General features: G+C 47.8%; 17 protein-coding genes. 8 read left to right on the top strand and 9 right to left on the bottom strand.

Features of this window, described 5'->3' with window-relative positions; all coding sequences use genetic code 11:
- Positions 1-754: 754 nt before the first annotated feature.
- Positions 755-991 (bottom strand): 50S ribosomal protein L28, encoded by a 237-nt coding sequence (gene rpmB, locus H6F93_RS17350; protein WP_190642211.1) that lies wholly within the window; start codon positions 989-991, stop codon positions 755-757.
- 79 nt (positions 992-1,070) lie between these two features.
- Positions 1,071-2,267: an aminotransferase class V-fold PLP-dependent enzyme gene (locus H6F93_RS17345; protein WP_190683122.1), complete on the bottom strand. Its 1,197-nt coding sequence runs from the start codon at positions 2,265-2,267 to the stop codon at positions 1,071-1,073.
- A gap of 234 nt (positions 2,268-2,501) precedes the next feature.
- Between H6F93_RS17345 and H6F93_RS17340 the strand changes: the two genes are divergently transcribed.
- Positions 2,502-4,208 (top strand): TM0106 family RecB-like putative nuclease, encoded by a 1,707-nt coding sequence (locus H6F93_RS17340; protein ID WP_242043501.1) that lies wholly within the window; start codon positions 2,502-2,504, stop codon positions 4,206-4,208.
- Positions 4,209-4,236: 28 nt separating this feature from the next.
- Positions 4,237-4,848 (top strand): rhomboid family intramembrane serine protease, encoded by a 612-nt coding sequence (locus H6F93_RS17335; RefSeq protein WP_190683120.1) that lies wholly within the window; start codon positions 4,237-4,239, stop codon positions 4,846-4,848.
- Positions 4,849-4,851: 3 nt separating this feature from the next.
- Here H6F93_RS17335 and H6F93_RS17330 read toward each other — a convergent pair whose 3' ends face one another.
- Genes H6F93_RS17330 through H6F93_RS17320 form a run of 3 tightly spaced genes read right to left on the bottom strand, consistent with a single transcriptional unit; the run spans position 4,852 to position 7,686 of the window.
- Positions 4,852-6,087, bottom strand: coding sequence for a DUF445 domain-containing protein (locus H6F93_RS17330; RefSeq protein WP_190642208.1), 1,236 nt, complete (start codon positions 6,085-6,087; stop codon positions 4,852-4,854).
- Positions 6,088-6,118: 31 nt separating this feature from the next.
- Positions 6,119-6,826, bottom strand: coding sequence for a bifunctional demethylmenaquinone methyltransferase/2-methoxy-6-polyprenyl-1,4-benzoquinol methylase UbiE (ubiE, locus tag H6F93_RS17325; RefSeq protein WP_190683118.1), 708 nt, complete (start codon positions 6,824-6,826; stop codon positions 6,119-6,121).
- A 41-nt stretch (positions 6,827-6,867) separates the two neighbouring features.
- Complete coding sequence (locus H6F93_RS17320; protein WP_190683116.1) at positions 6,868-7,686, bottom strand: response regulator; 819 nt, start codon at positions 7,684-7,686, stop codon at positions 6,868-6,870.
- A 25-nt stretch (positions 7,687-7,711) separates the two neighbouring features.
- On the opposite strand from H6F93_RS17320, the gene H6F93_RS17315 reads away from it, so the two are divergent.
- The 3 genes from H6F93_RS17315 to H6F93_RS17305 all read left to right on the top strand — a co-directional run bounded on the left by H6F93_RS17315 (position 7,712) and on the right by H6F93_RS17305 (position 11,441).
- A complete protein-coding gene (locus H6F93_RS17315; RefSeq protein ID WP_190683114.1) occupies positions 7,712-8,242 on the top strand; it encodes a GrpB family protein in 531 nt (176 codons plus the stop codon).
- Between the two features lie 139 nt (positions 8,243-8,381).
- The gene (gene htpG, locus H6F93_RS17310; RefSeq protein WP_190683111.1) at positions 8,382-10,358 is read left to right on the top strand and encodes a molecular chaperone HtpG; all 1,977 of its coding nucleotides are present in this window, start codon (positions 8,382-8,384) and stop codon (positions 10,356-10,358) included.
- A 456-nt stretch (positions 10,359-10,814) separates the two neighbouring features.
- Complete coding sequence (locus tag H6F93_RS17305; protein ID WP_190642203.1) at positions 10,815-11,441, top strand: YdcF family protein; 627 nt, start codon at positions 10,815-10,817, stop codon at positions 11,439-11,441.
- A 136-nt stretch (positions 11,442-11,577) separates the two neighbouring features.
- Here H6F93_RS17305 and H6F93_RS17300 read toward each other — a convergent pair whose 3' ends face one another.
- From H6F93_RS17300 to H6F93_RS17285, 4 genes are all read right to left on the bottom strand, one after another.
- On the bottom strand, positions 11,578-12,654 hold the full coding sequence (locus H6F93_RS17300; protein WP_190642202.1) for an AI-2E family transporter: 1,077 nt from the start codon (positions 12,652-12,654) through the stop codon (positions 11,578-11,580).
- A gap of 117 nt (positions 12,655-12,771) precedes the next feature.
- Complete coding sequence (locus H6F93_RS17295; RefSeq protein ID WP_190642201.1) at positions 12,772-13,068, bottom strand: DUF2288 domain-containing protein; 297 nt, start codon at positions 13,066-13,068, stop codon at positions 12,772-12,774.
- Positions 13,069-13,161: 93 nt separating this feature from the next.
- A complete protein-coding gene (locus H6F93_RS17290) occupies positions 13,162-13,800 on the bottom strand; it encodes a lysophospholipid acyltransferase family protein (RefSeq protein WP_190683108.1) in 639 nt (212 codons plus the stop codon).
- 238 nt (positions 13,801-14,038) lie between these two features.
- Complete coding sequence (locus tag H6F93_RS17285; RefSeq protein ID WP_199313781.1) at positions 14,039-16,045, bottom strand: hypothetical protein; 2,007 nt, start codon at positions 16,043-16,045, stop codon at positions 14,039-14,041.
- 401 nt (positions 16,046-16,446) lie between these two features.
- Here H6F93_RS17285 and H6F93_RS17280 point away from each other — a divergent pair, with 401 nt between their 5' ends.
- The 3 genes from H6F93_RS17280 (at position 16,447) to H6F93_RS17270 (ending at position 19,169) form a co-directional block, all read left to right on the top strand.
- Positions 16,447-16,692: a hypothetical protein gene (locus H6F93_RS17280; protein WP_190683105.1), complete on the top strand. Its 246-nt coding sequence runs from the start codon at positions 16,447-16,449 to the stop codon at positions 16,690-16,692.
- 523 nt (positions 16,693-17,215) lie between these two features.
- Positions 17,216-18,550 (top strand): pentapeptide repeat-containing protein, encoded by a 1,335-nt coding sequence (locus H6F93_RS17275; protein WP_190683103.1) that lies wholly within the window; start codon positions 17,216-17,218, stop codon positions 18,548-18,550.
- 325 nt (positions 18,551-18,875) lie between these two features.
- Positions 18,876-19,169 (top strand): hypothetical protein, encoded by a 294-nt coding sequence (locus H6F93_RS17270; protein WP_190683102.1) that lies wholly within the window; start codon positions 18,876-18,878, stop codon positions 19,167-19,169.
- Positions 19,170-19,411 lie beyond the last annotated feature (242 nt).

The raw sequence follows: 19,411 nt of genomic DNA, 5'->3' as shown, positions 1-19,411 counted from the left end.
TGATCAATGGGATGCCTGAAAGTTGTGGGTACTAGAGTTTTGGAATTAAAAACTGAATATTGATATCAAAAAAGCCGTCACTTAAAGATTTTAAGAAAATGAGATTGAGACAATACGGCTAAAGTGCCAGGGCTCAGGAGAATTTACTCAAAATTCATAAATGCCTCAGAGAGGTGCCTACTGTCATAACAAGTCAGACAACTTTGTATCAACGGTGAAATTACGAACTTCTGTCAGATTTAAGCTTCAGTAGAAGTGACACAAGTTAAACCCAATTAAGGTTTAAAGCCTGCCCTAAAGGTTGGACGCATTGCGATAGCTTACCGTTTCTGACGAAAATTACCGTTCACCCTAAGTAGATACACTCGCCACAATCGAACTCAATGCCCTGATATTCAAAATGACCTAGCCTGATTGATCCCAACTTTACACTGGGCAAAGCATATCTTTGTAAAGATTCTATAACAACTGCATGAAGCCTATGGTACCCACTTGTTTTAGCAAAACGATCAGGGAAGGGCAAAATTTTAACGTCAAGCTGGCAATGGAGCTGGATTTCAACAAAAAAAGGACAGCATTGAGCCATCCCCTTCTTTATCAAAACTTTTTGATCTTTTGATGAACTTGAATCCATTCTGGATCTCTGGGCTATTGCAAAGCGAGGAATGTACTTTCATGATGATGCACTCCTCGCTTCCCTAAAACCCTTACGCTTTACGCTTTCACAGAAGTAAAATATTTCTCTGAAATCACCTTAGTACTTGTTTAAGTCAAGCCCAATTTCTTTTGCCATTGCGGATAGCCCTTTGTGTTCGAGGGTTTTAATGGCTCTGGTGGAGAGGCGCAACTTGATCCAGCGATTTCCTTCAGACCACCAAACTCGCTTTTCTTGTAAGTTGGCTTCCTGGATCTTTTTGGTGCGGCGATGAGAGTGAGAAACAGCATAGGCGTTGTTTGCCTGCTTACCAGTCAGTTCACATTTACGAGCCATAGCGGTTTAGGAGAAATAGGAAATTTAGCAACAGTCCTCTATTGTACACAAAGTGGTGAAGCTTGCATAAGTCCATACTCTAGCTGTTGATCAAAGCAGCGATCGCCTCAATCAAGCTCTCGATTTCTGATTCTAGGGTGAAATAGTGGACGCAGACGCGAGCGCAGTCGGGGTGGAGAATGGTTCGGAGCATTAGGCTTTGCTGCTCTAGCGCATCGACAAATTGCTTGTGAGTCATCCCGTTGACCTGAAACGAAACCAGTCCGGATGCGGGAGGAGTTGCTTTGAGTCGAGTAATTTGGGGAAATTCGCCCAAACGCTGCCAGAGGTAACGGCTTAAGGTGCAGATGCGCTGATATCGTTCTGTGGCAGTGCCCCACTGGTGGTGAATGGCGATCGCCTCCCTTAGTCCGGCATAAAGGGCAAAATCGGAAGTTGCTACCTCAAACTTTCGCGCATCCGAGAGCAAGCCTGTGGGATGTCCTGTCGCGTTTTTGGTAATGCCACGCCAGCCGATAAACGTAGGATTGAGGCACTCTAGTACATCCGGTCGAACGTATAGCCCACCGACTCCGGCTGGACCGCACCACCATTTGTGTCCGGTGAAGGCGTAGAAATCTGCACCTAATTCGGTTAAGTTAAGCGGCAAAACGCCGACAGACTGAGCAGCATCAACTAGCACGCGCACTGGCCCAGCTTTGGTGATGTGGTTTCGACAAGCGACAACAATCTCCGCTAGCGGCAAAACTTGTCCGGTATTCCAGAGAATGTGGCTAACGATAACTAGGCGCGTGGTCGGACGTAAGTGTTCTGAAATTATTGCTACCGGATCGCCCGCATTGAGCGTTGCCATGAGGGGACAGGTGGATAGCTCTACGCCAAAGCGACGACCGATCTCCTGAGCAGCAGCAATAATGCCGGGATGTTCACAGTCTGAAAGCAAGATATGGTCGCCTGATCGCCAATCGATTCCCCACAGCGGAATGTTGCAGCCTACTGACACATCTTCGGTGAGGGCGATCGCTTCTACAGGTGCATTTAACTCGGCAGCGATTGCTCTTCGCGTCTGGTTTGCCTCTTGTGTCACCCAGGCATTCACCCCACCCGAAAAAGGGCCAGCGGTTTGAATGTAATCCTGAGAATGGTGAATTGCGGCGATCGCGCTTTGCGGCATGGGTCCCTGCCCGCCATAGTTGAAATACAGCTTATTGCTCAAGCTGGGAAACTGCTGACGGTATTGTTGTAAATCCGCCACGGTTAGCGATGCACTGCTCATAAAATCAAAAAGTCAAATCAGTGGTAGGAAAATCAGTTGCGTGATGAGTGGATTGTGAGTGCACTCCTCCCGAGTGCGCTCATGCCTCTTCGGAATTGCTGTAGCTGTAGCGATTTTAGCGATCGCTAGACCAAACCAGACTAATCACGTTAAAGTCATAACAGAATCAGGTGCGTGAAACCGCTTGCGAATGCAAGACAGGTGTGCATTCGATACAGGACTTAGATTGTGTCAATGTCTGGTTCAACTGGAGGAAACCTATCCGTTGACTCCCACAGCTTCAACGCAATGGAGGCTGAGGATAATTCCTGTGCTGCTTCTGTAGCGATACCCTTTCAGCGATCGCTGCCTCAAGCTGCCCCGATCTCCTCGCCAGAAGCGACCTTAGAAGGGGTTTGGCTGACCGACGAAATTCTCTTCAACTATCAACGATGTCGGCGACGAGCTTTTCTTGATTTGTACGGCAACCCAGAGCAGCGAGATGCACCCAGCGACTATTTACTAAAGCTGCGTCAAGACAGCCAAGAACACCAGATTGCAGTCATTCAAAACCAAACTGTCTATCAGCCCCGTTATCCACGCCGCGATTGGGAAGCAGGTGCCGAGGCAACGTTAGCCCTAATGCAACAAGGCGTAGAACGCATTACCAATGGCGTGTTGCACTTTACTCGTGCGGATGGAGTTAAGCTGGTCAGCCGTCCTAACTTGTTGGTCAAACATCCTGGAGAATCCATTTTTGGAGATTGGCTCTACGTTCCCACTGAGATTAAGTTAGGCAAACGCCCCAAGCTAGATTACCAGATTACGGCAGCCTTTCACGCTCACTTACTTGCAGCAATTCAGGGCGTTCTACCCGACACAAGTTGGCTGGTTCTAAGACAGCGTGGAGCTTATGCAGTCAACTTGCCAGAGCTGATTCCCCGCATGGAAGCAATCTTGGAAGAGTGCATCCAGATGCTTCAGGAGCAGCGAGAACCAGAAGTTTTTATTGCCCACAATCGCTGTGATCTCTGTCATTGGTTTAGTCACTGTTACGAGCTTGCTAAAGCTGATAAGCACCTATCGCTGTTGCCAGGAGTAACACCGAGTCGATATGTTCATTTGCAAGCCTTAGATTTGACAACGGTTGAAACGCTAGCAGCCGCTACTCCAAAACATCTGGAAACTTTGCCCGGATTTGGTCCACAGGTTGCTCAAAAATTGGTTCGACAAGCGCAGGTAACCCTTTCAAATCAGGCATTGGCGAGTCCGTTCAGTTCTGACTTGCCCGATGAACCGCTGCTTTCAATCGAGGAACTGCCGACTGCCCCTATAGAACTTTATTTCGATATTGAAGCGGCACCAGAACAAAATTTAGTTTACCTGCATGGGGTTTTGGTGGTCGATCGCACGAGGTCATCGGAAGTTGAAACAAACGAGGAAAGTGCTCCTACTAAGGCTGAGTTTTATCCCCTGCTGGCTGATCGCCCCGAAGATGAAGCGTTTGTCTGGCAACAATTTCTTGACTTAGTTTGGCGCTACCCGACAGCGCCAATTTTTCATTTTTGCCCCTATGAAGTGCAGACTGTAAAGCGTCTAGCAGAATATTACGAAACCCCAGAAGCGCTGGTTTTACCGCTGCTCGATCGGTTTGTTGATTTGCATGAACGGGTAACTCGGGTTGCGACTTTGCCGGTTGAAAGCTATGCTCTAAAACCGATCGCCCGCTGGTTAGGGTTTAACTGGCGCGATCGCGACGCAAATGGAGCGCAGTCGATTTACTGGTATGCTCAATGGCTATCGACGGGCGATCGCGCTTTTCTGGATGCCATTCTCCGATATAACGAAGATGACTGTCGCGCTACCCACCGCGTCAAGGACTGGCTCGTGGAGTTCACGCAAAATAGCCGCTTCCACCATAGCCCTACTCAAAACGGTCACTCTCCCAGACCATTCATTTAATCCCCAATACCTAGACTGAAGTGGCGGAATGCTCAACAGTAATGATTTGGCAGGGCTAACACGCCAGCTAGAACTCCATGCCACCATTTTGATCGGCTTTGTTGGTGCACTGTGGATTCTAGAATTATTTGACTCAATTTTCCTGAGAGGCGCACTCAACCGCTATGGCATTCGCCCTCGTACCAGTGAGGGTATCTTTGGCATCGTATTTGCCCCCTTGCTGCACGGCAACTTACGTCACCTGGCAACCAACACTGTTCCGCTGATTGTTCTGGGATGGCTAATTATGCTGCGGCAAACCAGTGACTTTTTTATCGTCACGGCTGTTGCCTGGCTAGTCAGTGGCTTAGGAGTCTGGTTATTTGGCTCACCTCGCACCAACCACATTGGTGCAAGTGGACTGGTGTTTGGTTACTTTGGCTTTTTGCTGCTGCGGGGTTATTTTGAGCAAAGTGCGATCGCTATTCTGACGGCAGTGATTGTGGGTTTGCTCTACGGCAGCTTAATTTGGGGCATTTTACCAATTCGTCGAGGCATGTCCTGGCAAGGACACCTATTTGGCTTTGCAGGTGGTGGGTTGGCAGCAAAGTATTTGCCTCAGTTGCAGCAGATTTTTGAGGGGCTAGGGGTTGTTAGCTAGTTCCTATAGCCCTCTAGCCAACAAAATTACTGTCTGAAGCAGTCCAATCACAAATCCCAATACGCCGCCCAGGTTGACGATCGCCTGTAGCTCGTTCCTGACGATGCCCTGAATTGCTAGCTCCAGCTCTTGAGCTGAAGTGGCTCTGACTCGCTCGATGATCACCTGGTCGATGTCTAAGATTGGAATAGCTTTCGCCACAATGTTTTCTAAGTCTTGCTCCAGGTAGCGCTCTAAAATTAAAGCCAACTCCTGGCTGACGGGTTCTAAAGAACGATTGACCGCAGGCGAAGTGCGTAAACGATTTAATAACATCAGAGAAACATTATCCCAATCAATCGAGTTGCTTAGCCCTTGCAGCAGATCTGAACCGCGCTCCTGGACGTAACTGCGAATGCTGTCTCGTGTGGTTTTGCGAAGCTGGCGTACGGTTGAGACGGGCAAGTTCTGCAAAGATAAGTTTTGCATCCACTCTCGCAGACGTGGCTGTACACCAAGAGATTGAATGAGTTCCTTGATGCGTACATTGCTGGCATCTTTTTCATCCAGGCAGTAGGTTCGCAGCCGGGTCAGGGTGTTCCGTAGCCCAAACAGGTTGGCGACGACCCAGTAGGTACCGCTGCTTTTTTCGCGAAAGCCTTCGTCGATTACTTGAATGTTGCGATCGGTGAGGAAGTCTACAAGAGCTTGCCGAATGACGTCGGGCGGCAAAACCACCTGCAATAGCCAATCAGAAAGCTGGCTGGCTTGAGCTTCGGTGAGCTGAAACTCTAACAAAACCTGGTCAAAAATTTGGTTAAGTTGAGTCTCCAGAAAGTCTTCGCGCCGGGCCCAGATTTTGACTAGTCGGGGCAAGGATTGTCCTAGCAAATCTTTCAGCACCTTTGCCAAAATTTTGCTGGTTTTTTGCTCATTGCTTCCCTGGATCTGGGTCAGTGCCAATTTCAACAGCCACAGGATTGCAGCCTGCATCCGCTCCGTTTGAAGCAGCCGACGCGCCAATTTTTGCAGTTCTTCTGGGGTCAGTAGCGATCCCATAATGGTGTCTGCGACGCGCTTGGCTAGGCGCTCCTGATTAGCTGGAATTAGTCCGGGGGTGAGTGGCAGTTTTCGTCCACCGATGTAGAGGGGGCGATAGGGACGAAACAGCATTTTGATCGCCAAATCATTGGTGAAATATCCAATAATTCCACCGACGACGGGAGGGGCGATCAGTAACCAGAGTGTGGAGAAGTCCAAGGCGAGATTGGGGGTTGGGGATGAAGGGAGGTTAGAGCGGTTTGGTGGCGACGAGGATGCCCATCATGCCTGCGGCGATCGCATAGTGCACCACATTGATAAACCCAGCTTGGTGAGCCAGGTCAATTTGTTCAGCACCAGTGGGAAATCGGTCAAGACTGGGACTGATGTAGGCATATTCGTCGCTTAAGCCAAACTGGGTTGCCATTGGCACAACTACAGTATTCAGATACCACTGTTGAAAAATCCGTATCTGCTGGCTTTGGGGACGATGAAAGTCTAAAACTGCGACTTTGGCACCCGGTTTGAGCACTCTGTATAACTCTTTTAGGCTAGCTGGAATGTCAATGACATTGCGTAACCCGTAGCCCATCGTGGCTGCGTCAAAGTGATTGGAGTCAAAGGGCAAGTCCAGCGCATCTGCTTCAACCCAGGTGACAGGAAGCGGGTGAAAGCTTTGCTGAGTGTGTTGATGAGCGATCGCCAACTGAGCCGTTGAAAAATCTACGCCAAACACTTGCCCAGCCGTACCTACCTGTCGGGCTAATAAGCGAGCCAGGTCGCCACTGCCGCAGCACACGTCCAGGCAAGTATCTCCAGGTTGGGGGCTGCACCATTTCACTGCCATTTTTTTCCAAATGCGGTGCTGTCCCAAACTCAGCCAATTGTTGAGCGGGTCATAGACTGGAGCAATTCGGTCAAACAGAGAACGAATTTGCTGAGACTGTGGGGTATTCACGGACAAAAGTTGGGATAGTGACAAACTGCATCAACTTGATCCTACACAACTGCGCGACGGTAGCGGGTACTACTTAGTGCCAGAGCAACCTGCTGGACTGCCAGATGCAGCAACGATAGCTCTGCGGATGTAAGGCTTCGAGGCTGCTGCCAATAGAGCGACAAAACGGCCAGTCGCTCGTCTTGGAGTGTAATCGGCATCGTCAGATGGGTGAGTTCTACTGTCGCGGCAGTGTCTACCGTCTCAGATGGAAGAGGGGGAGCCGAGCCATTCTCAGTTGCGGGTTGTAGGATACAGCTATCGGCGGCAAAACTTTCGGCAAAGGCAGTGGCGATCGCCCTCAGGCAGGCTTGTGAACTAGTGGCTTGCTGAACAACCTGAACAATAGTACTGAGCAACAGGGCTTGAGTTTGGGCTAAGCGCAATTCTGCCGCACGCCGCTTTGACAACTCATAAGTTTCTGCGGCTGTTTTGACGACTGCTCTTAGCTCACTGGGGTCCCAGGGTTTCGTGATGTATTTATAAACTTGTCCAGCATTAATCGCTTCTACCAGATCTTCTACATCTGTAAATCCAGTCAGAATGATCCGAATGGTGTTGGGAAATTGGGGCACCGTTTTGCTCAAAAACTCCGTGCCTTTCATTTCTGGCATTCGCTGATCGGAGATAATAATCGCGACTTCCCCTTCCGTTGCTAAAACGTCTAGAGCGCTCTTACCACTCTCTGCCCGCAAGACGTGAAAGTCTCGCCGGAAGGTGCGATAAAGCAGGTCAAGGTTATCTGGTTCGTCATCTACAACTAGCAGCTTAAGTTTTTCTAGCTGTTTCTGAGGGGTTGGCTGATGACTAGCAGAATCCATAAAGTTGAGAGATGAGGGACAAGGGATGAAAGATGAGGAAGATGTCGTTTGGATTGTAGAGTATGACCCTGGTTGGGCAGAGAAATTTGAACGAGAACGGCTTCTTTTGCAGGTTTTGCAAGCTGATATTAGTCAGATTGAACACATTGGCAGCACCTCTGTTCCGGGCTTGGCGGCAAAACCTATTGTTGACATTTTAATGGGGCTTCAACAGCTTATTCCAACAGACGACCAGATTCGCAGCCTTGAGCAACTGAATTACGTATATGAAGGGCAGGTTTTGAATATTCCTGAGCATTATTTCCTACGAAAAGGAATGCCTCGCCTGTTCCATCTGCATATTGCCCAACCGGGAAGCGCTTTTTGGCAGAGGCAGATTTTGTTTCGAGACTTTCTTCGGGCACATCCTGATCAGGCTCAGGAATACGTCTGTTTAAAGCGATCGCTAGCCACTCAGTTTCGCCACGATCGCAAAACCTATGCAGCTCGCAAAACGCCTTTGATTGAAGTCATGCTGTCTCAGGCAAGAGCATGGCAGCGACAAGTTCAAGAATAAAGGTAGAGAAATCCGAATCTGAGCAGGTGCGGCAATTTCTTCATGTAAAAGATTTCTAGAATAGAATGCGATCGCATAACGTATTCTTAGAAATCCTTAAGAATGCAATCCCATCACCTCAAGAACCTGAAGTAGACCCATGACGACTATTCTGGAACAGGGCAACATCAGTATCCATACTGAAAATATTTTTCCCATTATCAAAAAATGGCTCTATTCAGACCATGAAATCTTTTTGCGTGAGTTAATTTCTAACGCGGTAGATGCCATCCAGAAGCTAAATATGGTGGCTCGTTCGGGTGGGTATTCTGGAAATTTGGAGCCTGAAATTCAGATTGCGATCGACAAAGAGCAAAAGAAACTGTCGATCTCAGATACTGGCATTGGCATGACCGCCGATGAAGTCAAGAAATATATCAACCAGGTCGCTTTCTCCAGCGCTGAAGAGTTTGTTGAAAAGTACAAGAGTAGCGCTGACCAGCAAATTATCGGTCACTTTGGCTTAGGTTTCTACTCGTCTTTTATGGTGGCCAGTAACGTTGAAATCGACACCCTGTCTTACCAGGAAGGGGCGCAGGCAGTTCACTGGTCGTGTGATGGCTCAACGCAGTTTGAGCTAAGTGACTCAACTCGAACTGAGCGGGGTACGACTATCACGCTCACGCTACAGGACGAAGAACTGGACTATCTCGAAGCGTCTCGAATTCGGCAGTTAGTCAAAACTTACTGCGACTTTATGCCCGTTCCAATCAAGCTGGACGGCGAGCAGATCAACAAGCAGAAAGCACCCTGGAAGGAGTCGCCCAGCAGTCTGACTAAAGAGGACTATCTGGAGTTTTACCGCTACCTCTATCCTTTTCAGGAAGACCCGCTGCTGTGGGTGCATTTGAATACGGACTATCCGTTTGTGGTAAATGGAATCCTGTACTTCCCCAAACTTAAGCCCGATGTGGATGTTACCAAGGGACAGATTAAGCTGTTCTGCAATCAGGTGTTTGTCAGCGACAACTGCGAGGAAGTGATTCCCCGGTTCCTGCTGCCGTTGCGAGGGGTAATCGACAGTAGCGACATTCCGCTAAACGTTTCTCGCAGCTTCTTGCAGAACGATCGCACGGTTCGCAGAATTGCCGATTATATTGCCAAGAAAGTGGGCGATCGCCTCAAAGAGCTTTACCGCGACGATCGCCAGGAATACGTTCGCGGTTGGCAAGACCTCGGCACCTTCGTCAAATTTGGCTCTTTGAATGACGACAAATTCAAGAAGCAGGTCGAAGATATTCTGATTTACCGCACCACCTGGCAGGGCGCAGAAAATCAAGCATCCACTGACGCTCCCGAAGTGCAAGTACAGTCTGCTGAAGGCGATGCGTGGCAGGACGTTAGCCCAAAACCTGAAGCTGATGGCACTCCTTCTTACACCACCTTGAAAGAGTATCTGGAGCGCAATCAATCACGTCACGAAAATCGTGTCTTTTACTGCACCGACGAGGTAACGCAGGCGACCTACGTGGAGCTACACAAGAGTCAGGGGCTAGAAGTCTTGTTTATGGACTCCTTTATTGATAGCCACTTTGTTAGCTTCCTGGAGCGAGAGCATCCAGAGGTGAAGTTCTCACGGGTAGACGCTGACCTGGACGAAACGCTGATTGATTCAGACAAGTCCAGCGAGATTGTTGACCCTGCAACCAACAAAACTCGTGGCGAACAGATCAAGGAACTGTTCCAGCAGGCACTCAACAAACCCAAACTCACCATTCGCACAGAAGCCCTCAAGACGGACAACGAAGCCGCTCCTCCGGCAATGGTGCTGCTGCCAGAAGCCCTGCGTCGAATGCAGGAACTCAATGCCCTGCTGCAACAGCAAACAGCTCAGTTTCCCGAAGAGCATGTGCTGCTGGTGAATACAGCTCACCCACTGATTCAGAACTTGACGAAGCTGAGCCAGGGCAGCGTTCTGCAATCATCTGGACAGTCTCCCTCAGCCGAACTCTCAACCTTAATTTGCCAGCACGTTTATGATCTGGCGCTGATGGCGCAGAAAGGGTTTGACGCAGACGGGATGAAGGCGTTTGTAGAGCGATCGAATCAGGTGTTGACCCGGCTGACCCAAAACTAGTAGCGCAGCAAATCTAAAGCGTTGGGTTCCGCTACGCTTCACCCAACCTACGGTTCTGCCTCTGTAGGTTGGGTGGAGCAAAGCGAAACCCAACACTTTTTACAGAAATTGATCTGTCGCGGAACTTTAAACCGATGTGAGATCCCTAAATTCTCAAAGAATCTAGGGATCTTTTAATTCGGCTGGCGATCGCCCTATATAGCGGTTCTTGCCTGAGTGGAATGCAGCAGTGGCACACTGCGCCACTGCTGTATTCCGTGCAATTGAGAATTGCTATATTCTCCGGAGCGTAAACAAAAATGGGCGGATGCTTGTGGAAAGACAAGTATTTTACCGACAAGTTGCAAAATTCCAGATAAATTCAAGCTTCTAGCTCTTCAAATAATTGCCTCTAAGGCGGTAGTGTTTTAGACGGTAGTATGGTGCTTTTCCTGAATCTCAGTTTTGTTCGAGTTTATGCAATCGCGACGACCCGCCTCCGTTTCCAGACGACAACCCAGCCCCAGGAGAAATGTACGGTCTAGACCTCGTTCTCGTCGCTTTCAGCTTTGTCGAATTGTGCTGATCGCGCTTTTGTTGGCGATCGGGTACAAACAAATGCAAGCCTATCTGCGGACTCCTCAAGCCGTGCTGGTGTTAGGCGGAGCCGTCGAGCGCGAAGAATTTGCCGCAGAATTTGCTCAACAGCATCCTGACTTGCCCATCTGGGTTTCATCAGGCAGCAACCCCGAATACTCAGAATGGGTGTTTTCAGAGGCAGGCGTTGCACCTGAGCGCGTGCATTTAGACTACCGCGCCAAAGATACCGTGACTAATTTCACAACCCTGGTTGAAGATTTTCAGAACCAGGAGATTGATAGTGTTTACCTGATCACCTCAGATGATCACATGCGTCGCGCTCGAGTGATTGGCGAAATCGTCTTTGGTAGCCGGGGAATTAGCATTAAGCCTGTTGCGGTGGAGTCGGGGCGATCGCCCGAACCTCTAGAAAAAGCTATCCGAGATGCCGCCCGCTCTTTGCTTTGGGTGACGACAGGATATACTGGCTCAGCTATGGGGCAGTTTTTGCAGACGAGGCATTGAGAAGTCAAAGATCTGAGTATGTTTTTGAACGTAGAACTAAAGGTTCCATGTTCAAAAACATACTTGACCAAGCGATAAACCTCCTACATAAATCACTTTTTGAAGCGCTACCATTCACGCAGAAGGTCTAATATCCTCACTTTTCCTCCAGCGGCAAATCTCTGGGTAGGGAGACTTGCGATCGCCCGCGCATTTCCTCAATTTCTAATAAACTGACCACTACGCCTGCTACTGGAACTGCCAGGAAAAGTCCAAATATTCCGGCAACTCGTGCGCCTACCAGTAGCGCAAAAAACATAACGACAGGATTAATATCTAGGGAATTTTGCATAATTCGAGGCAACAGTAAATTCTCCTCGATTTGCTCAATGATTATGCAAACCACTAATACTTTGAATGCTAACCAGACGCTTTGAGACAAAAGAATCAGGGAAATTAGGCTAATGCCTAAAGTTGCACCAATTCCAGGAATTAGATTAAACACACCCGCAATAAACGCCAGCACTAAAGGAAACGGAACTTTGAGGATGAGAAACACCACAAAAGCAGAGCCAATATAAAAAAAGCAGAGCAACAGACGTCCCCAAAAGAAACCAAGCAAATTGCGCTGTAGCGTCACTGTTAAACGTCGTCGTAGATGAGACGGAAAGACCTTTAGTACAAAATTCCATAGCCGCTCTCCGTCTAGCAGCATAAAGAAAGAAACGACGGCAATCAAAATCAGATTAATTAAATTAGCAAAAAAGATTTGAATTAAAGATAAACCCGATCCAATTCCAGAAAGTGCTTGAGTTCGTAGCTGTTCTTCTATTCCTTCTAAATCAACTTGAAGGTTTCTAGATTGCAATAGCTCTTCGACCTGCCCCACCACAGGGGCTAGAGAATTGAGGAATTCTGTGACGCTCTCTGCTAACCTTTGCCCTTGAGATAAGATGCCTAGCCCAATCGTGATGCTGGCGGCACCAATGATCATCATGCTGATGAGAAATATTAAAATAACTGCTGCACCACGCGGCACCATGCGGCTAAGCCACCGCGTTGGATAGCTCAACAAAAAAGCTAAAATTGTTGCGGAAGTGAAGATGACAACAACGGTCTCAAAATAGGATAAAAACTGTACAATCGCCCATCCAGAAGCAAATAGCAACAGAAGGCGAACTAAAGTTAGATTGTTTAAACGCTCCCAGAGACTTTTGGCAGATGGCTCAACCATGTATTTTTGATTGAAAAAATATCAAGAGTAAAGGCAGTCATGGAACAGATCACTATCTCAAAGCTCAAAATTAAAAATCTTTGTCGTCACTATTTCTGTGTTTTGAATTGCTTTTTTCTAAACGGTTGCTGGCTCTTGCATCAAAACATAGGGTTGCACAATTAATGCGGTAAACCGACGATCGCCATCACTCCCTCGCTCAATTAACTCATCAGCAGAGAGCTTAAAAATCAACTGTTCATCAATCCAATTTTGGACGGAGGCAACGTTATCATTGGCGATCGCCACGCCCACATCCAGCAGATCTAGCTCTGGGTTGACTGCGACCAGTGCTCCTCTGCGGGCATGAGGCAACAGCCAACTTAGCTCTGCCTCATCGACCATCTCTGCTAGCTCAGCGCGTAAGTCCTGCATGGCTCAATTCCCTGAATGCTATTTCTATACAAAAGTTAAGGCTTCATTCTACCGTGCCTACCCCAGATCGCATTCCATCTCAGGCTTTAATCCTCACCGTCCTAAGTCATGCATCGCGTGAATTGCAGTAACACACTGCTGTGTCACAGATTCTAGTTCTGCCCGATTGGTTGACGCAGGAGGGGCGATCGCTTCTCCAATGCGAATGGTTAGGGGCACGGGATTAGGGAGGCGATCGCCTTTCGTCGTAATGGCTTCGGTTCCCCATAAACTTACTGGCAGCAGTGGAGCCTGAGCCTTGGCTGCAATCATCGCTGCTCCTAGCTTTGGCTCAGGAATGCGTGCATCGGGAGTGCGCGTCCCCTGCAAAAAAATTCCGACTGCCCAGCCCGCCTCTAGCTGCGCCAGGGCTGCCCGAATTGCGCTGCGATCTGGCGATCCTCGCTTTACCGGATATGCGCCATAGAGTTGAATTGCCCGGCTCAGCACCGGCACCTTAAACAATTCCTCTTTTGCCATGTAGGAAACGGGACGACGCACCGAGCAAGACAAAATCGGCGGATCAAAATCGCTGGCATGATTCGCCACAACGACCAGCGACCCTTGCTTCGGCACCCGCTCCGCATTATAGACCCGTCCTCGAAAATAGCCGTGCAGCATCGGGCTAACCACCGACCACTTAAACACGTGATAGAGCAACAGACTGACGGCAGGTTCACGCTTGCGATCCATAGCAATTAGGAGATGAAAAGATACATCTCATATCATTTCATCTTGTTAACCGTTAACTCCAAACAGTTTGTATTCACGTCTAAGGAGATTTCTAGCAAACAAGATACCTGTAGGGGCAGGTTTAGCATTAAAGCTGTCGGTCAACTGCAAAGATTCTGTCAAAACCTGCCCCTACCCAGGGGTAAATTTTTTCTTAGAAATCTCCTAAAGACTTTTCTTGGAGAGGTTAGGGAAGGTTTTATCCTTCGTTCCCAGCAACGACCGATGATTCAAACACTTCACCACCTGCTTCAACGCGCAGAGTGCCTTGCTTCCAGCCGAGAGAGATAGGGGCGTTGCCTTCGGTGGGTTGGTATAGGGCGAAGTGATCTGACCAGTTGTGTTCTTCCCCGTTTCTGGTGATTTGAGGGAGTTCGTTCTCAGGATTATGAGTCAGTCCCAAGGTGCTGCCTGTGCTACTGGTGAATTGAACGGTGTCTTGCGCGTTGGTCGAGAAGTTTTGAGGGAGAGTTTGCCTAAATGTGAGTTGGCTTCGTTCCACTACGTTTTGCTTAAATTCGGCGTAGCTGCCGTGAGAGTCGGGTTCTCCTACTTCTAGGGCAAATCCGGCGTAGCCATTACCTTGAATGGTGGCTCTGAGGGTTTGTTCGTTGGTGTAGAGTTCGGCGGCTTTTTCATCGGAAATATCAATCGCTTCAAAGGCACTTAAGTTAATCGGGTGAATCGCCAGCCAAGTATTTTCGAGTTGGAAAAACCAGATATTGTCTCGAATTTCGGTTTGAGCCGTCTTGGGAATTTGAAAATGAAAGGGAGTATCTGCGGCAGGTCTGAGCCAGATGAGGAGGTTACGATATTGCCCAATTTGATCGCCTTCTCGTTTACCCGGTTCGACGCGATCGCCTCCCGTATTCACCACAAAATAATTGACTCCTCGCTCTGAGTTATCCGCCATTAACTTAAACGGTCCAACATCTCCATCGGCAAAATCTGCCGCGACGCTTCCCATTTGATAGGTTTGACCAAAGAAAGTAGTTTCCCAATAGGCAGGCTGTTCATCACCTCCTTCTTTCCAGTTTTCATAAGTCGGTTTTGTAGCTAGCACTTCTACAGGACGGTCAAACTCACGACGCGCCAGTGCCACAACCGCTAACGGTGGACGGTAGGCACTGGTGATTACATGAATCGCATCTCGTTCGGGTTCAGGATTATCGCCAACTGCATCGCCAAAATAGTGCCAGAGCAATCGAGCTGCGGCTGACCCATATACCACGTTGCTGGAACCGTAGTCCCGCTTGGTTGGGCCACCAAAGCCGCCCCGGTAATACTTCACTGCACCTGCGGCTGACATCCAGTCGAGTGCTGCTTTGGCAAGCTGAGTGACTTCTGGATCTTTGGCGAAATCATAAAGGTTGAGATAAGCAGAAAAGGTGTGACCATGATAGTTTTCTGAATCCCACTCTCCCATCCCAATGTTGTAGAGAGCTTCAACATAGCGCTGAAGTTTTTGTTTATAAAGCTGGCGGGTATCTTCATTGTCTGTTTCCTCTGCCATCAGGTAAACGGCGACTTCTCGCATGGCTCTGAGATTATCAGTGTTGCGACCATCGACCCAGCCGCCACGCCGCTGGATGCTCCAATCACCTCCGGTTCCTGTGCCGTTGCCATAAAGGGGGTGCGATCGCCCATTGGGGTCTTCCTCTGTCCAACGTTTTGCACCCTCAAACATACGCTGCCGATAGTCAGGATCGAGCCACTGTCCAAAGAAAAAGTATTTGCGAATTTGCCCTTTTAGCGTGAAGGCAAAGTAATAATCAATGCCTTCGGTATGGGCATGATCCGACCCATCGGCATCATCATTTTCTAGAAAAGAGATCGCTTCTTCACGATTTCCGGCAAGGAAGTCAAACATTGCTAGCGGATAAGATTTCTTCTCATTTTCACCACTGGTATTGCCATAGCCCTCATCGGCGTAATGTTCGATCGCTACATTTGCCCGCTGCCAAAACTCTTCTTCTAGCTCTGCCGGCCACTCGTTGCGAAACTCTGGCGCGACAGATGGAGGGTCTACCCGAATCAATCCATCGCTATTTGAGATCTCTGCCGCGACAGATACGGATGGGCTGGGCACTGAGGGAGCCGGAGAATCGGGTGAAGTGACTGGATTGCAGGCGATCGCCCCCAGTTGAATCAACCCAACCATCATCCCAGCTATCAATCCATAGCGGAGCTTTGAAAGAAGATTCATAGCAGGTCGCGGAGACAGAGCGCCTCTATCTTGGCTCAAAAACTCTGTAACTTGTCACCTTGACTAAATACCGTCCGCTCAGATATGCTCTCACGTTAAGGTTGTCTTTTTTACTCACGGCAACCCGACTAAACCCAAAGATCTAGCGCCGCTCAAAGCTGTTGCGAGCAGCAATGAGCGACTAACCCCCAAACTGCGGTACCAGTCTGGCGGCTAACGGTGAATTTTAACACTCCCTTAGCCACCCCGACTTGTCATGTCAAAAAAGCGTTGCTGATCCTTTAGGACATGAAAGTGAAAGTAAACTCACTTTTAGTTCTCTCACTCATTGCAACGTGTGAATTAGTGCGGGGTGGCTAGGTTTTTGGGGTTTCCTCAAAAACCTCAAGGAGTCACAACTTATGTCTCAATTCCTAGAATCTCCCAACGAACCCGCTGTTGAGAGGGAAGTTTCGGCGCTTCAAAATAGTGAGCGCGATCGCCTGCGAGTTCTCATCATTGGCTCTCGCGATGGTGTAACTGAAACGATCCACGACTTATATCATCGAGGCTTTGCTGAACCCAATGCCTGGAGTCCTTTGTTACCTGCACCGAGTTCTGGTGAAGTAATGAGTATTTTGACTCGCGATCGGAGAAGGGGAGGTTAGAAGGTAGAAGATGGGGGATGGGAATATCCCATTAATTCGGTGGACTCTTTATTCCTCGTCCCCCTTGATTTAACACGTGATTTCATGTCATGAAAAGCAGCAAAGCGTTTATTCCATTGAATACAACTTTTTTCGGCTTGGTAGAAATAATGCCTCTGACGCATACATTTCTAGCCGATCGAAAAACTTGAAGGAAAGATTCATAGTTGTCATAGATGTCATTTGTCTATGTAACAAATATCACTAGTAAACCCCTCTGCTAAATTCTGAAATAATGCAGAAACTTTCAAGATAATTCTCCAGACAACAGGTTTTATACGGAAACTTTCCGGGTGATGCGCTTGAAAAGCACTTTATCCATAAAGTTTTGGGATAATAGCCTGGGGTAGGGGCTATACGGAAAATTTCAGTACAATAAATTGTTAGGCTACTTCGTTTGAATCAATGACATGCACTTTGATAGTTGTTCTGCTTAGCTCAACTGCTAAACTTTCAAAAATGTGACAGGCATAAGTTATATGCAATGGCAAACCCAGAACATCTAGAAATTCTCATGCAAGGGGTTAAAGTTTGGAATCAGTGGCGAGAGCAAAATAACGATACAGAGCCTGATTTGAGCAGCGTCAATCTTAGCGGTGTTGCTCTGAGCTATGCCAATTTTAGTGACACTAATCTCAGTAACGCCAATCTGCATGGGGCTAATCTTGCTTTTGCAATTCTGAGCTACGCCAACCTAAAACAAGCTAATCTGCATGGGGCTTGTCTTATTTATGCCAAACTTAACGACGCTGACCTCTTCAAGGCTGATATAGTTGCAGCAGATCTCAGCTACGCCAATCTCTGTGCAGCTGAATTTCAAGATGCTGACCTGCACCATTCAAACCTCTCCTTTTCTCAAGTTCTGGATGCAGGTTTTAATAGAGCGATAATTACTGGAGCCTGCATCGAGAGTTGGCAAATTGGGCATACAACTGATTTAGATGATATTGAATGTAAATATATTTTCCGCAAATGGAATATAGAGAAGGATCAATTTGAGTCTCGTCTTCCGGTTGCCCCCAACAATAATTTTGCTCCCGGTGAATTTACCCAACGGTTTCAAATTATTGAAAGTGCACTAGAAACAATCGACATTACCTTCACTGAAGGTATTGACTGGAAAGCGTTCTTTCAGTCATTCATGGAACTTAGAGCGAAATATCAAGATGATGATATTACGATTCAGGGAATTAATTGCAATAGGCAGGTATTTGTTATTTCACTAGGAGCATCAGTTGAAGCTGATCGTGCAGCTATCGAAGCCTCCGCTAAAGAACTATATGAGCGAAACATCAAGCAACTTGAAAGACAGGTTGAAAATTATGCAAAGCTGGTAGAAGCTGAGAAAGTTGAGAAGTCAACACTGGTAGAAATTGTAAAGACTATGGCGGAGAGTCAAGGATCAAAATATGACCTACGAGGATCGAAGTTTGGCGGAGGATTTGCCGCAGAAGGTGGTTACCAAGAGGGCGGGCAATTTAATGACTATTCAATTCAAATCAGTGTAAATATAGACGAGATAACCAAACTCATCCAATCTCTCAAGGCAGCTATTAAAACATTTCCTAAAGAACAGCAGGCAGACATTGAGATTGAGATTGAGGAGTTACAGGCAGACTTAGCTGATGAACAGAAACGAGATCCTAAGCGACTAGGCAAACGAATTCGTTCGCTGTGGTTAGCTGCCTGTGCTATTGCTGTCGGTATTGCAGGAGTTACGGACTTTAGCAACAACGTCCTTGAATTATCTGAAAAACTGAATGTTCCTATTCCGGTAGAACTTATCCAGCAAAATCCACACATATTGTTTGGTGGATAGGGCAATCGTAGCCTAACACGTCGCTGCACCGGAACGCAGTGAGCTGGTTGAGTGTTCGAGGCTACTGTGTCCGATGAGCTTTGCCGTTAGCCTGCTTAACTTTCAGTGCGATCGCCGATCTTGTAGGGTGTGTTCCCAAATCTAACTTCTAGTCCTTCACGGATAAGTTTTTAGGAACGCATCGTATTTATGAATTTTCAAAGCAAGCGTTGCAGTCTAGCAGCGCCCATGCAAACCGACCGTCGAGAAGTTATCTGTTGAAATCAAGATTGTCTACGGCGGCTCATCTCAATCGTTATGCAGATTAGTGCTTGGGGGTATGGTGATGAACGATGACCAACTATATAGAAGCATTCAGTCAATTGGAATGGGATGCTTTGTTAAATACTTTGAGGCATTCAGTGATCGTGAAAAGAGAGATGATGATCTAATTGAAGCCTTGATGAAGATTGAGGGGTATGAAGAAAGCGGGGCAAGAACTAGAGTTTCACAGTCTCCTCGTATTTTTCGGGAAAACCGTGCCGTAGATGCTCTGAACAAAATTGCAGAGAGCGAGAGAACTGAATCATGGGTATTAGCAAAAGCTAAATATTTGATTGAGAAAATCCAAGTTCAATGATGGGTACATCCCAGTGCGATCGCCGATCTTGTAGGGTGCATTCCTTAATGCAACTCTTGCTACTCTACTGATAGATTTTTGGGAACGCACCATGCTCATGCTTAAAGCAAGCGATCGCATTCTAACAACACCCCTGCACGCCGACCGTCGAGAAGTTATCTGTTGAAAATTAAAAGTTAGCTGCGGCGGGTAATGGGCAATGTTATGCTGCCACGCGCAGCTTGGTTGCGTTTGGCATACTG

Origin of the sequence: Leptolyngbya sp. FACHB-671 (assembly GCF_014695745.1) — a bacterium.
In the GTDB taxonomy this organism is placed as follows: Bacteria; Cyanobacteriota; Cyanobacteriia; order Elainellales; family Elainellaceae; genus JAAUTN01.
This window is presented reverse-complemented; position numbering and strand designations above follow the sequence as displayed.